The 14,293-nt window shown below is 65.7% G+C and carries 12 protein-coding genes and 1 tRNA gene; 7 read left to right on the top strand and 6 right to left on the bottom strand.

Features of this window, described 5'->3' with window-relative positions:
- Nucleotides 1-84 precede the first annotated feature (84 nt).
- The 5 genes from JQX08_RS06610 to JQX08_RS06590 all read left to right on the top strand — a co-directional run bounded on the left by JQX08_RS06610 (nt 85) and on the right by JQX08_RS06590 (nt 4,492).
- A complete protein-coding gene (locus tag JQX08_RS06610; RefSeq protein ID WP_204915495.1) occupies nt 85-1,563 on the top strand; it encodes a sensor domain-containing diguanylate cyclase in 1,479 nt (492 codons plus the stop codon).
- 75 nt (nt 1,564-1,638) lie between these two features.
- Nucleotides 1,639-1,848 (top strand): cysteine-rich CWC family protein, encoded by a 210-nt coding sequence (locus JQX08_RS06605; RefSeq protein ID WP_204915494.1) that lies wholly within the window; start codon nt 1,639-1,641, stop codon nt 1,846-1,848.
- Entirely contained in the window at nt 1,848-2,537 is a 690-nt protein-coding gene (locus JQX08_RS06600) for a pseudouridine synthase (RefSeq protein WP_204915493.1), read from the top strand. Before JQX08_RS06605 ends, JQX08_RS06600 begins: the two co-directional genes overlap by 1 nt.
- A gap of 139 nt (nt 2,538-2,676) precedes the next feature.
- Nucleotides 2,677-3,705: a L,D-transpeptidase gene (locus JQX08_RS06595; RefSeq protein WP_204915492.1), complete on the top strand. Its 1,029-nt coding sequence runs from the start codon at nt 2,677-2,679 to the stop codon at nt 3,703-3,705.
- A 73-nt stretch (nt 3,706-3,778) separates the two neighbouring features.
- On the top strand, nt 3,779-4,492 hold the full coding sequence (locus JQX08_RS06590; RefSeq protein WP_204915491.1) for a murein L,D-transpeptidase catalytic domain family protein: 714 nt from the start codon (nt 3,779-3,781) through the stop codon (nt 4,490-4,492).
- Between the two features lie 30 nt (nt 4,493-4,522).
- Here the strand turns inward: JQX08_RS06590 and JQX08_RS06585 are convergent, their stop codons facing one another.
- Entirely contained in the window at nt 4,523-7,390 is a 2,868-nt protein-coding gene (locus JQX08_RS06585; protein WP_204915490.1) for an HD domain-containing phosphohydrolase, read from the bottom strand.
- Nucleotides 7,387-8,253: a substrate-binding periplasmic protein gene (locus tag JQX08_RS06580; protein ID WP_204915489.1), complete on the bottom strand. Its 867-nt coding sequence runs from the start codon at nt 8,251-8,253 to the stop codon at nt 7,387-7,389. The genes JQX08_RS06585 and JQX08_RS06580 overlap by 4 nt, the downstream gene beginning before the upstream one ends.
- 457 nt (nt 8,254-8,710) lie before the next feature.
- Between JQX08_RS06580 and JQX08_RS06575 the strand changes: the two genes are divergently transcribed.
- Nucleotides 8,711-9,592, top strand: a complete 882-nt coding sequence (locus tag JQX08_RS06575) for an alpha/beta fold hydrolase (RefSeq protein ID WP_204915488.1) — start codon at nt 8,711-8,713, stop codon at nt 9,590-9,592.
- 90 nt (nt 9,593-9,682) lie between these two features.
- Nucleotides 9,683-9,756 (top strand) — tRNA-Gly (locus JQX08_RS06570).
- 237 nt (nt 9,757-9,993) lie between these two features.
- On the opposite strand, the gene JQX08_RS06565 is transcribed toward JQX08_RS06570, so the two are convergent.
- From JQX08_RS06565 to JQX08_RS06550, 4 genes are all read right to left on the bottom strand, one after another.
- On the bottom strand, nt 9,994-10,221 hold the full coding sequence (locus JQX08_RS06565) for a hypothetical protein (RefSeq protein ID WP_204915487.1): 228 nt from the start codon (nt 10,219-10,221) through the stop codon (nt 9,994-9,996).
- Between the two features lie 183 nt (nt 10,222-10,404).
- Entirely contained in the window at nt 10,405-10,731 is a 327-nt protein-coding gene (locus JQX08_RS06560; RefSeq protein ID WP_204915486.1) for a hypothetical protein, read from the bottom strand.
- 170 nt (nt 10,732-10,901) lie between these two features.
- Entirely contained in the window at nt 10,902-12,224 is a 1,323-nt protein-coding gene (locus JQX08_RS06555; RefSeq protein WP_204915485.1) for a serine hydrolase domain-containing protein, read from the bottom strand.
- A gap of 459 nt (nt 12,225-12,683) precedes the next feature.
- On the bottom strand, nt 12,684-13,808 hold the full coding sequence (locus JQX08_RS06550) for an LLM class flavin-dependent oxidoreductase (protein WP_204915484.1): 1,125 nt from the start codon (nt 13,806-13,808) through the stop codon (nt 12,684-12,686).
- Between the last annotated feature and the right edge of the window lie 485 nt (nt 13,809-14,293).

Below are 14,293 nucleotides of genomic sequence, written 5' to 3'. Positions count from 1 at the left end.
CTGCCACATCACCCGCGGCGCCCATGGTGCGCACCGGCGAACCACGCTAGCATTGCGCCACCTTTCTGTTTGCTGGATGACTTCATGGCGCAGCGCTCCCTGCATAGCCCTCGGCTGTCCTTGCTCGTGTTGCTCTGCCTCCTCCTCGTCTGCGGTTTCCTCGCCACTTCGCTGGCCAGCTACTACGCCTCGCGCGACGCGATTCGCGACAGCATCGTCAACACCGAGCTGCCGCTGACCTCCGACACGGTCTACTCGGAAATCCAGAAGGACCTGATCCGCCCGGTACTGATCTCCTCGATGATGAGCCGCGACACCTTCGTGCGCGACTGGGTAATGAGCGGCGAGCAGGACGTCGGCCAGCTGACCCGCTACCTGCACGAGGTGCAGAACCACTACGGGGCGTTCACCAGCTTCTTCATCTCCGAACGCACCCACACCTACTACCAGGCCAAGGGCGTGCTCAAGCAGGTGCGCGAGGACGAACCGCGCGATGCCTGGTACTACCGCGTTCGCGCCATGCAGGAACCCTACGAGATCAATGTCGATCCGGACATGGCCAACCAGGACCGCCTGACCTTCTTCATCAACTACAAGGTGCTCGACTACGACGGCCAGTTCATCGGCGCCACCGGCGTCGGCCTGACCGTCGACGCGGTGGTCAAGCTGATCGACCAGTACCAGCGCAAGTACGACCGCAGCATCTACTTCGTCGACACCCAGGGCAAACTGACCCTGACTGGCGCCGAGGGTGGGCCGTTCGGCGCGCGGGTCGGCCAGTCGCTGCAGGACATCGCCGGCCTGGAAAGCCTGTTGCACAAGCTGCCGACCCCGCAGAGCGGCAGCTTCGAGTATCAGGAGCGCGACCGCGGGCACTTCCTCAACGTGCGCTTCATTCCCGAGCTGAACTGGTACCTGTTCGTCGACAAGCACGACCGCCAGGCCTTCGCCGGCATTCGTCACAGCCTCTACCTGAACCTGCTCGCCTGCCTGCTGATCACCGCGGTGGTGCTCGGCCTGGTCGGTCTGGCAGTGCGCCGCTACCAGCGCAACATCGAGGCGCTGGCCACCACCGACGCGCTGACCGAACTGCCCAACCGCCACGGCTTCGACCTGCTGGCGAGCCAGGCCCTGCGCGAAGCGCAGCGCAACCAGAACCCACTGAGTGCCTTGTTGATCGACCTCGACCACTTCAAGGTGCTCAACGACACCCACGGCCATCTCGCTGGTGATCAGGTGCTCCGCGGCTTCGCCAGCCTGCTGCGCAACAGCCTGCGGCAGTCCGACATCCTCTGCCGCTGGGGGGGCGAGGAGTTCATCGTGCTGCTCAAGGACACCGATCACCACGCCGCCTTCAAGCTCGCGGAAAAGCTGCGTCAGCAGATCGATGCCGCGCAGTTCGCCTACAACGGCGCGAATCTGCAGATTGCCACCAGCATCGGCATCACCGATCTGCGTCAAGACGACACCCTGCACAGCCTGATCCTGCGTGCCGACCACGCGCTGTACCGGGCCAAGCAGTCCGGGCGCAACCGCGTCTGCGTGGAACCGGCCGGGCACTGACCGGCCGGCTGGCGAGCCTTGCCTTCACGCCGGCCGCGCTGCACCCTGAGCGCCCTTGCCCCCGCATCCGTCGCCATGACCACCGTCGATCCCTCGCGCTGCCCGCTGTGCGGCCAATCCAACACCTGCACCCAGAGCGACCCGGCGCGCGCTGGCGAGGACTGCTGGTGCTTCACTGCCAAGATCGACCCCGCAGCATTGCAACGCATCCCGCCCGAACTGCGCCGCCGTGCCTGCCTGTGCCCGCGCTGCGCGCAGCTGTTGCCGCCGGAACAGGCAGACTGATGCGCCTCGATCGGCTGCTCGCCAACCTGCCGCACAGCAATCGCCGCGACGCCCGCCTGGCGCTAGCCGCCGGCCGCGTGCGGGTGGACGGGGCCACGGTGCGCGACGGCCTGCTGGAGATTCGCGAGTTTCACCGCGTCGAGCTCGACGCCGAGCTGCTGCAGGCCGGCAAGCCGGCTCGCTACTTCATGCTGCACAAGCCGGCCGGGGTGGTCAGCGCCACCGAGCATCCCGAGCACCGCACCGTGCTCGAGCTGCTCGACGAGCCGGACCGCCACGAACTGCACCTGGCCGGGCGCCTCGACCTGACCACCACCGGTCTGCTGCTGATCACCAACGACGGCCATTGGTCGCGGCGCCTGACCCTGCCGCAGAGCGAGAAGCCCAAGGTCTACTACGTCGAGACCGAGCAGGCGATCGACGCCGAGTATGTGGAGACCTTCGCCCGCGGCCTGTACTTCGCCTACGAGGACATCACCACGCGCCCCGCCGCGCTGGAGATCCTCGGCAGCCACAGCGCCCGCCTGACCCTCCTCGAAGGGCGCTACCACCAGGTCAAGCGCATGTTCGGCCACTTCCGCAACCGCGTGCTGCGCCTGCACCGCGAGCGCGTCGGCGCTCTCGAGCTCGGCGATCTGCCCGAAGGCAGCTACCGCGCGCTGAGCGCCGGCGAAATCGCCGCCTTCTAGTCCGCCCCCGCCTCATCCACAGGCAAGCGCTCTAGCACTGGCGTCGCCACGCATTTGCCTGGCGGCAAATCCGCTGACTAAGCTGCCAGGCAAGCTCACCCGACGGCGTCGTCCCGTTTCACCCTCCAGGAAGGTCCCGATGAAACAGTTGCTGGTCGCCCTGACCTTGATCTTTGCCACGCTCAGCGTCGCCTCGCCGCTGCAGGCGCCGACCACCGATGAGTTGCGCAGCCGCCTCAATGCGCTGAAGCCGGGGCAGTTCCTCTGGCTGCCGCAGGTTTCTCCGCAGGGCCCGGTCACCGTGGTGGTCAGCCTCACCGAGCAACGCGCCTACGTGTACCGCAACGGCGTCGCCATCGGGGTCAGCACGGTGAGCACCGGCAAGCACGGCCACGACACGCCGACCGGCGTCTTCACCATTCTGCAGAAGAGCGTCAACCACCACTCGGACCTCTACAACAGCGCGCCGATGCCCTACATGCAGCGCCTGACCTGGGACGGCATCGCCCTGCACGCCGGCAACCTGCCGGGCTACCCGGCCTCCCACGGCTGCGTGCGGATGCCCGCCGAGTTCGCCAAGAAGCTCTATGCGATCACCGGCTTCAGCACCACTACGGTGGTGATTTCCGACGTCAACAGCGCCCCGGTCGAGGTCTATCACCCCGGCCTGATCGCCCCGCTGGTGGGCAACGGCAAGGTCGAAGGCGCACCGCTGGTGGCCGGCGACTCCTACCTGAACGACCCGGGCGAGGCCAAGGGGCCGCTGTCGATCCTGATCAGCCGCGCCGACTTGCGCGCCTATGTGTTCCGCGGCGGCCAGTTGATCGGCGCCGCGCCGGTGGTGGCGCAGAGCGCCAGCCAGCGCCACGGCATGGCGGTGTTCTCGCTGCTGCAGAAGCCCACCGCCACCGAGTTCGACCCGGCGCCGCCGCTGCGCTGGTCGGCGGTGCAGCTGAGCAATCCGGAGTTCGGCAGCACCCCGCAGGACCAGCTCGGGCAGATCAGCGTCGACCCGGAATTCCTGCGCAAACTGCACCAGGCGATGGATGTCGGCACCACCCTGGCGATCACCGATTTGCGCTCTACCCAGGACACCCGCAGCGATGGTCACCTCACGGTAATCAGCACGGATGAGGCCGACAAGGTTGTGCCGTCGGTCAAGAAATGATCGGAATCTGTATAAATTTCAAGCACAATGCCGCGGCGGGTCCATAACCATAAAGACTGTGCAGGATTGGGGAATGATTGACCGATTGGGGGGAGCCTTGCGGCTCTGCGCGGCCAGTATTGGCCTGCTGGCGGCTGGCTGTGGCTGGCAAACTGCTCACGCTCAGGCGCTGCCCAGCGCCACAGAACTGCATCGCCTGGCGCCCAACGCCAGTCTCGACGCCTTGCGCCTGGCGCTGACCGCCTACGATTGCGCCAGCCAGGGTACCGCCCAGCAGCTGCTCACGGTGATCGACTATTCGCGGCCATCGCGCGACAAGCGCCTGTGGGTGTTCGACCTGAAGAGCAAGAAGCTGCTGTTCGAAGAGTGGGTCGCGCATGGCAAGAACAGCGGCGCCGACGTGCCGACTTCGTTCTCCAACCGGCCGAACAGCTACCAGTCGTCGATCGGCCTGTTCCACACCGGCCAGACCTACAGCGGCAAGCACGGCCGTTCGCTGCGCCTGCAGGGCATGGAACCGGGCTTCAACGACAACAGCATGTCGCGCGCCATTGTCATGCACGCCGCCGCCTACGCCGACCCCAAGGTCGTACCGGGCCTCGGCCGTCTCGGCCGCAGCCAGGGTTGCCCGGCCGTCCGCCCGGCGATCGCCGGCAAGCTGATCGAAACCCTCAAGCGCGGCAGCTACGTGTTCGCCTACTACCCGCAGAAAGACTGGCTGAAGAACTCGCGCTTCCTCAGCGCGCAGAGCTGCCCGCTGGCCGAGCAGACCCTCGCCAGCAAGTAAGATCGGCGGCGCCTTAGCGGCGCCCGCCGGCTACGCGCCATCCACCATGTCCAGCCAGGGCTGGATATCCACCTCGTCGATCTGCTCGCGACGCAGGAATTTCTCGCCGTACTCGCGGTACACCCCACTGCTGAGAAACAGGCGGAACAGCTGCGGGTCGACGTGCTGGTCGCGCGCCATGAAGCCGAGGATCTTCACCGACTCGGACAGCGTCTTCGGCGCCTTGTACGGCCGGTCGGCGGCGGTCAGCGCCTCGAAGATATCGGCGATCGCCATCACCCGCTCGGCGATGCTCATGTCGTCCTTGCCGAGGCGCCGCGGGTAGCCGGTGCCGTCCATCTTCTCGTGGTGGTTGCCGGCGATGGTCGGCACGCGCCGCAGGTGCTTGGGCAGCGGCAGGGTGTTGAGCATGATGATGGTCTGCACGATGTGCTCGTTGATCTTGAAGCGCTCTTCCTCGTTGAGCGTGCCACGGCGGATGCCGAGGTTGTACAGCTCGCCGTAGTTGTAGGCCTGCGCCGGCAGGCGCATGTCGAAGCCCCACAGGTTGCGCGGATCGTCCTTGGCCACCGGCGGCTTGCGCTCGCCCCACGGCACGATGTGTTCAGGGCGATCGGCGAGCAGCGGCTCGTCCACCGGCAGCAGCGGCACCGGCACCGCCGCCAGGCGCACCGACTCGTCATGGGACAGCCCCAGGCGGTCGTCGAAGTGCCGTTGCCAGCGCCGCGCACCGATCTGCTGCAGACGCGCGACGTCCTCGTCCTTCATGAATTCGCCGCCGATGTTGGCGTTGGCGACGAAGGCGAACTCCTCCTGCAGCTCGGCGCGCCGTCGCTCCAGGGTCAGCTGCAACGCCTCCTGATCACCGCCGCCGGCCAGCCCCTGCCAGTAGTCGATCTCGGCGTCGCGCCAGAGCACCTCGAAGCGGGTGCGCACCTCATGGATGCGGTTGTACAGGGTCTCCAGCTTGGTCGCCTTGTCGACCACGTACTCCGGGCTGGTGATCTTGCCGCAGTCGTGCAACCAGGCGGCGATGCGAAACTCGTACAGCTCGGCATCATTCATGGCGAAGTCGGCGTAGGGCCCGCTGTCGCTGGCCACCGCCTTGTCGAGCAGCATCTGCGCGAGCTGCGGTACACGCTCGCAGTGCCCGCCGGTGTAGGGGCTCTTGGCGTCGATGGCATCGGCGAGCAGCTTGATGATGGCGTCCAGCAAACGCTGCTGGGCCTCTATCAACTGGCGCGTCTCGATGGCCACCGCCGCCGCGCCGGACAGCTCCTCGACGAACTTGCGGAACGGCTGCTGCACTGTGCCACCGGCCTCGTGCTCGGGCGCCAGCTGCAGGACCAGGATGCCGAGCAGCTCATGGCTGCGATCATTCAATGCCACCGCCAGGTAGTGCGCATGGCTATCCAACGCCTGCGCCACCGCGGCGGCCAGATCCTCGTGGCTGCGCGCCACCAGTGACAGGGTCGGCGGGTAGCCGTTGCCCTGGCACTGCGCGGAAAGACGCAGGCTGTCGTCGTTTTCATCGGTCAGGTAGACCGCCCCGCCACTCGCGCCGCTGGCATCCACCAGGCGCTCCAGCACCCCGCCGAGCATGCGGTCCAGGCGCGTCTCGCGGCTCAGGTTGAGGGTGATGGCCTGGAAGTTGTGAATGGTCCGCGACATGCGCCCGATCACATGGCTGAGCTCGCGCACCTCGGTGACCCGCGAGCGGACGCCGACTTCGCGGCTGAAATCGAAGCCGGCCAGGGCGCGCACCTGATCGGCCAAGGCGCGCAGCGGCCGGCCGATGCGATGACCGACTGCCCAGCCGATGAGCAGCAGCAAAGCGATCAGCACCGCCGCCCAGCGCACCTGATCGACCAGCACCTGGCGCGCCCCGGCGAGTAGCTCGTTGGCCGGCACGGCGATCAGCACGCGCACATCCTGCCGGGCGAAGGTGGAAAGCGGCGCACGCATGCCGTACCACTCCGCACCATCTACGCGAAACTTGTACGGGGTCTCGCCAGCGGCCGACTCGCCGAACAACTGGGTCAGGCTGGCGACGCCCAGCTCGCCAATCTTCGACAGCCGCGGCCCGTCGTTGTCGGTGACCACCACCCGCTTGAGGTCCGGGTAGGCCACCACGCTGCCCTCGCCGTCGACCACCGCCATCTCGGTGCCGGCAGTCATGCGCAAGTCCTTCACCTCGCCGCCCAGGTCGTCCACCGAGGCGTCCATGCCGATCACCGCGGCCCCGCTGACACTGCGCTGGGCCAGCGTCAGACCGATCTGCCCGGTGGTGAAGAACACGTAGGGACGTGTCAGCACGGTCTCGGAGCGGGTAATCGCGTCCTGAAACCAGGGCCGGGTGCGCGGATCGAAGTGGTAGTCCGCCTTGAGCTCGGCCTTCAGCAGGGTCAGCTGGCGATCGAAGAAGCGCCATTCGCCGAGCATCGCCCCGCCCTCGCCCGCGGTGATGGTCTGCACCAGGAAGGCCGCCATGTCCGGCGCGGCGAAACGCTGTTTGAGCTCAGCACCACGCAGCCGCCGCACCAGCATGAACTCGCCGTTCGGATAGCCGACGTACACCGCACTGAGCATCTTGTTGGCATCCAGGCTCTCCACCAGCAGCGGCAAGCGCTCGAGGCGCTGCGGCAGGTTGTCGGCCTGGGCGACATCATCGTAGGTCAGCAGGCGGATCGAGCTTTGCGCCGGATCGATCAGCCGCCGCGCCCGTTCGTTGATGGTCTTGCCCAGCAGCTGCGCGGAATCCCCGGCGGCGGCGACCAGGGTCTGCTGGATGCCGCGATAGCCCTGATAGGCCAGCGCCGCCCCCAGCAGCAGGGTACTGAGCATGATCGAGATGGCGATCAGCACCTGCAACGAAATACCGCGTCCCACATTGTTCATGGCTGACGTCCTTGTTTGGCCAATTCGTAGTGATAGCCGCTGTTGAGCAGTTCATCCGCCGCCGGCTGCGGGGCATTGGCGCGCATGATCCCGGCCAGCCGCCCATCCAGGCGCATCGCCTCGATCAGCCGCAGCCACTGCGCCGCCTGCGGCGCGCTGAAGTGCGCGCGGGCCAGGACCAGGCCATGCGGGATCGCCGGCCCCGGGGCGACATCGACGAGACGATAGTTGAGCCGCTCTGCCGCCGGCACCGCGCCATCCAGGTTGAGGTCATGACCGATCAGCGCGCTGACCTCACCGCTCGCCAGCGCGCGAAAACGCGTCGCCTCGTCCGGGTACTCCGACACCCGTCCGGCCAAACGCAGGATGCGCACGCTGCTGTCCATAAAGGGGCCGTGCCGGTAGCTGGCGATAATGCCCAGTCGAGCGCCAGGCATTTGCACGAAATCGCTCATGCTGACGAGCTGCGGCGCCAGGCTGGCCGGCACGATCAGCTTGTTGCGCAGGTACAGATACGGCACGAAGTAGGCGAAGCGCTCACGCTCCGGCGTGGCGATGCCGCTGGTAGCCATGTCCAGGGTGCCAGCCTGCAAGGCACGCCAGATGTCGCTGCGCGGCATCACCGAGACCTCGAAGGCGCAGCCGCTGCGGCGCCGCAGTTCGGCCACCAGGTCGGGGTCGATGCCCTGAGCGTCGTGGTAGAACACCCGGTTCTCATAGAGCGCCAAACGGATCGGCCGATCGCAGCCATAACCATGCGCCACCTCGTCCGCCTGGACGGCAGCTAGCAGGCTACCCAGCAAGGGCACCAGCAGCCAATGCCAGCGGCGAAGAGGTGGCGCTGCGGAAGCGTTCATGCGCATGGTGCAATCCCTGTCGAGTAGGAGCGACAGCTTCCGGCCACTGCATTTTCGAGCTGTCAGACCCAGTGTAATCGGCACATGGAAATACGCCGGGCTTATGCCTTATTGATCCTTAAAAAGGCGTTGAAGCTTCTTGCGCGTCCAAGGGCACCCTGCTTAAATCAGCCCATAAGGTCAGAGTGTGACTTACAAGTCACCGGCGACCATCTAAGCGTTCCGCGGTTACCTGCGCTCTGCGCAAAACTGGATTCCCCTGCCTGGCAAAGCCCCCCACCCCGCCTCACCCGGCGGCGGCTGACGGAACGCTTTGCGGTCCTGACCGTTCGAGCCACATCCCAATAAAAACCTCCAGCCTGACATTAGCTCGTCATGTCCAGGCGCTTAGCTGACTGCCCATTAAGCCCGGTGAACGGTGATCCCGTCCGCCATGCCCAAACTGCGCCAGGAGGAAAACGACATGAGGCCAGAAACCGCGGTCGTTCACGTACACAGCCACAACGTACATACCGAGTTTTACTCCTGCCCGGCCGCCCGCAAGACCATCATTCTGGTCAACGGCTCGCTGGCAACCACCGCCTCATTCGCGCAGACGGTCAAGTACCTGCAACAGCAGTTCAACGTGGTGCTCTACGATCAGCCCTATGCCGGGCAGTCGAAAGCGCACAATCTCAACCAGCAGCCGATCAGCAAGGAAGACGAGGCCGAGATCCTCCTCGGTCTCATCGAGCACTTCCGGGTGAACTACCTGATGTCGTTCTCCTGGGGTGGCGTCGCCGCCCTGCTGGCCCTCGCCCAGCAACCGGCACGCATCGAGAAGGCGGTGATCAGCTCGTTCTCGCCGCTGCTCAACGACGCCATGCTCGACTACCTGGGCAAAGGTGTCGGCTACTTGCAAAGCTGCGACCGCGACGGCATCGGCCATCTGGTCAACGACACCATCGGCAAGCACCTGCCGTCGCTGTTCAAACGCTACAACCACCGCCACATCAGCAGCCTGGATCGTCACGAGTATCAACAGATGCACGCGCACATCCACAAGGTGGTCAACCTCGACAGCCACTGCCAGCTGGATTGCCTGGCCGGCATCGAGATCCCCCTGCTGTTCGTCAACGGTGATCGCGACGAGTACACCGCGCCGCAGGATGCCCGGCTATTCGCCCGCTACATCAATGACTGCCAGTTCGCCACCATCGACAACGCCGGGCACTTCCTGGACATGGAGCACAAAGGCGCCTGGCTGCAGATGCAGCACGCCCTGCTCGGTTTCCTGCAAACCGCCCCCAGCCGCAGCCGCGAACAACGGCAGCCGCTTGGCGAAATTCCGGCGATGGCAATGTGAGTGCGCGAAGACAGGCCCGGCCGTCCCGAGCGTCGCGCTCGGAGCGGGCTTCAATTCGCCCCGCCTTTCTGGTACAAAGTCACCCGCAAAGCGGGCGTCGTATAATGGCATTACCTGAGCTTCCCAAGCTCATGACGAGGGTTCGATTCCCTTCGCCCGCTCCAGAACCCAAATGACGAGGCCCTGTATCTACAGGGCCTCGTCATTTCTGGGGTTTGATGGTGCAGCAGTAGCGAAAGTAGGCCGTCGCGTCCGTTTTTGGCCTCAAGCAGCCGCTCGCTCAGGACATCTATCCACCGGCCCTGCCGCCCAGACACCAATGATCCAGCAGCAGTAATGCCCGCCGCAGCCGCTCGTGGCTGCACGAATCCGACGGCATTGTGGGGAGTGAGCCAAGCGCGCTACGCGGCCGACGCCACAACAATGCGGCCGTCGCTCGCTGACTGCCCCATAGCCCGGAGACGATCGGCATCCTTGAACATCGTGCCGATGGCACCGAGCAAGGCAAATGCCGCCTCCTCGGGCAACAGCTCGGCAATTCTCCCGAGTTCAAGCGCGAGGTTCTCGGTTCGATGCGCCATGTCGAACAGCTCTTTGCGCAATTGCTGCGTGGGTTGATTCAGTTCCATACCTCACCTCCAAATTGTGAGTTACCAGAATAGTCCCTTAGGCGCACCACTGACCCGACCGGCCCCTCATCTGCCCGATGCGCCGGTCAGGCCAATGGCGCGCGGGGAGTATGGTCAGCCAGTCAGGGAGCGCAATGGTGGCAAGATGACGCCTCGCCACCACAGCGAACAATCATCTCAGCGTTAGATGAAGGTCTGTCGCGATACGCCACGCGGCAGACGATTTCGGCCGGGCAATTGCTCCAAGCGCTTCTGCCACTCGGCGCGCGGGGTCAGGGCTGGGGTCGACTTGGCAACTTCAGCTGCAGCCGCCGCGGCCTTCTCTGCCTTTGCCGCAGCGCGTAGCTCGGCCAGGCTGGGGGTCTTGCGCGCAGGCGCATCCGCTTGCTTTTCAACGGTGCGAAGGCAGAGCTTGCAGGAAACCTGCACCATATCCTGGGTGCCGTTCAGGCTCGAACCCGTGCGTCCGCACGCAACATTCTCTGGCGACGTGAAGAAGTGAATAACCAACGTGTTGTCTCCGGCATTTTTCGGGCGCGGGATTCTACACAGTCAGTTTGCCAATGGGACAACTATCCGCGCAGCGGCCGTGGCTATCACGCTCCATCAGCGCCTTCATCCGGCCAGCCAAGTACAGGCCCGCACGCCGAAACGGCTGCGGACCTTTGGCTGGGCAGCGCTTAGCGTGCGTCGCTGGCCATCAGCTGCTTCGCCACGGCCTCGTAGGCCGGCAGCGAGGTGGGGTCCAGGTTGGCGTTCGCCGCCAGGGGGTGGGAGGCGAAGCGGGCGATGACCATCTCCGCCTTCGGGTCGATGTAGATGGCCTGACCGTGGATGCCGCGCGCCGAGTAGGCACCGTCCGCGTTGTGCAGGACCCACCACATGTTCCGGTAGCTGCCGCCCGGCAGTGTGGTGTAGCCGGCCTTGGCAAAGGCCGGTTTGTCGCCGCCGTTGCGGATGTCGGCGACCACCGCGGCCGGGACGATCTGCTGGCCATTGAAGCGGCCGTCGAGGCGCAGCATCTCGCCGAAGCGCGCCATGTCGCGCAACGACAGGTTGAGGCCGCCACCGGCAAAGCCGGTGCCGCTTTCGTCGACGGCCATATAGGCGTCCTGTTCGGCGCCCAGCTTGCTCCAGATGCGCTCCTGCAGGTTGGCCATGATCGATTGGCCGGTGACCCGCTGGATGATCCACGACAGCACGTCGGTGTTCACCGTCTTGTAGGCGAAGGCGTCGCCGTGCGCGCCTTCCGCCTGCACCTTCTGGAGGAACTCGTAGAGCGTCTTCGCCCCGTTGTAGCCGGCAGGACGCGGCAGCACATGGCCGGCGCGCGCGTACTCCCAGATTTCCGCCTTGGGGTCGGCGTAGTTTTCCGAGTAGTGGATGCCGGTGGTCATGTCCATCACCTGGCGCACCGTCGCATGACCGAAACCACTGTCCTTGAGCTCCGGCACGTAGCTGGCGACCTCGGCAGCCGGGTTCAGCCGGCCCTCGTCGACCAGCATCGCCGCCAGGGTGCCGACGAACGACTTGGTCACCGACATCGCCATGTGCTGGCCCTGCGCGCCGAGGGCGCCGAAGTAACGCTCGTAGACCACCTTGCCGCGGTGCAGCACGACGATCCCGTCGGTGTAGTTGGCGGCCAGCGACTGCCCCCAGGTCATCGGCTGCGTGCCGCCCAGCGGGGTGAACTGCACGCCGTCGAGGTCGCTGCGCTCGGCGCGCGGCAGCTCGCTCACCGCACCCTGGCCGCGCGCGATATTGGCGGTCGGCACCAGTTCGCGCTGATGGGAGAACGCCCAGCGGGTGTTGGGGAACTGCAGGTAGTTGGCGAAATTCACCTGTTTGTCCGCCGGCGGCGGGGTGCCCTGCATCAGGCCCAGGGTGATCGGGTCGGAGGCCTTGGCATCGGCGAATGTGGGGGTGCTGGCAGCCATCGCGGGGTGGTGACTCAACAGGCCCAGGGACAGCAGCGCCAGGCAGCGGATCGGGAATGCACGCATCGTTGATTTCCAGGTGATGTCGGCGGCCACGGCCGCCGAGCGAGCTCAGATGGGATAACGACTCGCAGGCAGCCGTGGGGCCACGGCATCGCCAGCCGCTGGCGGCTCGGCAACGGTGCGACGGACGCGGGTGCAGCGGAAAACGCGTGGCCGGCGGCATTGATGCCGGGCCTGAAGCTCAAGGCGATTGATCCCGCGCGTTGCATTGCTCTGTCCATAGGGCTGCTCGGAGAGTCGTTTTTGTTGTGGAGCGGCAACGTGAGCGACAACGCTCCCGACTGAGTATTGGGAGGCGGGGTGAAAAGGTCCAATGCATAAACTGTCAGCGATTGATGCAAAGCGCGCGATGCCAGCGCGGTGCCGCGGCACGCGCTGAGCGCTGGGTCGGCGCGCAGCGGCGGTGCCGAGCGGCAACGAAAACGGGCCCCGCAGGGCCCGTGGTGTTGATCGCGCTGGCGGTCAGGCGCGGTTGCGGAAGTAAGGAATGACCTTCTCGCCGATGTTCTTCAGGGTTTCCAGCTGTGCCCACTGCGGCACGGTGCCCATCTGGCAGATGAACAGGATTTCGTCGGCGCCGGCGTCGATCAGGCGTTGCACGTAGCCGATGCAGTCCTCGACCGTGCCGTAGGCGTGGTTGGGGTTCATCATCGCCATGGTCGGGTCGGAGAAGTCCACGGTCACCTCTTCCGAGGCGAAGCGCGACTTGATCACGCTCTGGCCGTTGCCGTCGACGAAGGTGTCGTCCTTCCACTTCTCCGGGTCCGGACGCTCGCCGCCGCCGTACCAGTAGCCGAGCGATTCCATGAAGTAGCGCTGGCCGCGGATGCCGATGCGGCGCGCGGTCTCGTTGTCGTCGAGGACGATGGCCGGGCACAGCGCGGCGATGTGGCGATTCGGGCGGAAGCCGACCTGTTGCTTCTCGTCACGGTTGTCCCAGGCCTCGTGGTACACGGCGACTTTCTTGGCGATTTCCTCCGGACCACCGAAGCCCAGCACCAGCGCGCCCATGCCACGGCCGCCGGCATTCTTCAGCGACTCGGTGTTGGTGCAGGCCAGGTACATCGGCGGATGCGGGTCCTGGTACGGCTTGGGGTGGATCGGCCGCTTGGGGATCTTCACGAAGTCGCCGTTATGCTCGATCTCGTCCTGCACGAACATCTTCGGGATCAGGTACATGGCTTCGTCGATCTGTGGCTGCAGGGTCGCCAGGTCATAGCCGAAGGTGCCGGCTTCCTGCTGGGTGCCGCCCTTGCCGACGCCGAAGTGCACGCGGCCCTTGGACAGCAGGTCGAGGGTGGCGATGCGCTCGGCGACCTTCACCGGGTGGTTCATCGCCGGCGGCAGGCAGACCACGCCGTGGCCGATGCCGATGCGTTCGGTCTTGCCGGCGACGAAGGCCAGCATGGTTTCCGGCGCGGACATGTGCGAGTAGTTGCTCAGCGCGGTGTGTTCCACGCACCAGAAGGTGTCGAAGCCGAGTTGGTCGGCGAGCACCGCCTGTTCGACGGTTTCATCGAAGATACGCCGGTCGCCGGCGCGGCTGGAGTCCACCGTCTGGGCTTCGTAAATCAGGGAGAATTTCATGGCTGGTCCTTGTTGTTCTTGACGGGTCGGTCGGCGGTCGCAACGGGCGCCTTGGGGTCATGTTCGGAGATCGCCGGAGGCCCCGAATCCCGCAAACGGACTACTCGAATCGAACTGTTTGCAGTGGCCGAAGGGCGGAAACGACGACGCCCGCGCAAGGGCGGGCGTCGGGTCATCAAGGTTGAAGCAGCGGGAGCGATCGGCCCCTCACCCCCGCCCTCTCCCGAGGGGAGAGGGAGTGATCGAGCCTCGACCGTGACACTGTGCGTCAATACAACACCGACCAATCCCCTCTCCCTTCGGGAGAGGGTTAGGGTGAGGGGCGGAGTCGACGGCTCCCCCGGATTTCATCCGGGCTACGTTCCTCTCATTCAAACTCCGCGCTGCCTGCCCTTGCCCTCTCCCCCGGCCCCTCTCCCATGAATGGGAGAGGGGTGACGAAGCCTGCAACACCGTAGGGAGAGGGCTAGGGTGAGGGACGGAGC

Origin of the sequence: Zestomonas insulae, from assembly GCF_016901015.1 — a bacterium.
GTDB lineage: Bacteria > Pseudomonadota > Gammaproteobacteria > Pseudomonadales > Pseudomonadaceae > Aquipseudomonas > Aquipseudomonas insulae.
Note: the sequence above shows the minus strand (reverse complement) of the source record. Positions and strands in the feature narration are given on the sequence as shown.

What these genes read in the sequence shown, in the direction of transcription:
- JQX08_RS06610 (WP_204915495.1), top strand. Translation starts at nt 85, where the DNA reads ATGGCGCAGCGCTCCCTGCATAGCCCTCGGCTGTCCTTGCTCGTGTTG.
- JQX08_RS06605 (WP_204915494.1), top strand. Translation starts at nt 1,639, where the DNA reads ATGACCACCGTCGATCCCTCGCGCTGCCCGCTGTGCGGCCAATCCAAC.
- JQX08_RS06600 (WP_204915493.1), top strand. Translation starts at nt 1,848, where the DNA reads ATGCGCCTCGATCGGCTGCTCGCCAACCTGCCGCACAGCAATCGCCGC.
- JQX08_RS06595 (WP_204915492.1), top strand. Translation starts at nt 2,677, where the DNA reads ATGAAACAGTTGCTGGTCGCCCTGACCTTGATCTTTGCCACGCTCAGC.
- JQX08_RS06590 (WP_204915491.1), top strand. Translation starts at nt 3,779, where the DNA reads ATGATTGACCGATTGGGGGGAGCCTTGCGGCTCTGCGCGGCCAGTATT.
- JQX08_RS06585 (WP_204915490.1), bottom strand. Translation starts at nt 7,390, where the DNA reads ATGAACAATGTGGGACGCGGTATTTCGTTGCAGGTGCTGATCGCCATC.
- JQX08_RS06580 (WP_204915489.1), bottom strand. Translation starts at nt 8,253, where the DNA reads ATGCGCATGAACGCTTCCGCAGCGCCACCTCTTCGCCGCTGGCATTGG.
- JQX08_RS06575 (WP_204915488.1), top strand. Translation starts at nt 8,711, where the DNA reads ATGAGGCCAGAAACCGCGGTCGTTCACGTACACAGCCACAACGTACAT.
- JQX08_RS06565 (WP_204915487.1), bottom strand. Translation starts at nt 10,221, where the DNA reads ATGGAACTGAATCAACCCACGCAGCAATTGCGCAAAGAGCTGTTCGAC.
- JQX08_RS06555 (WP_204915485.1), bottom strand. Translation starts at nt 12,224, where the DNA reads ATGCGTGCATTCCCGATCCGCTGCCTGGCGCTGCTGTCCCTGGGCCTG.
- JQX08_RS06550 (WP_204915484.1), bottom strand. Translation starts at nt 13,808, where the DNA reads ATGAAATTCTCCCTGATTTACGAAGCCCAGACGGTGGACTCCAGCCGC.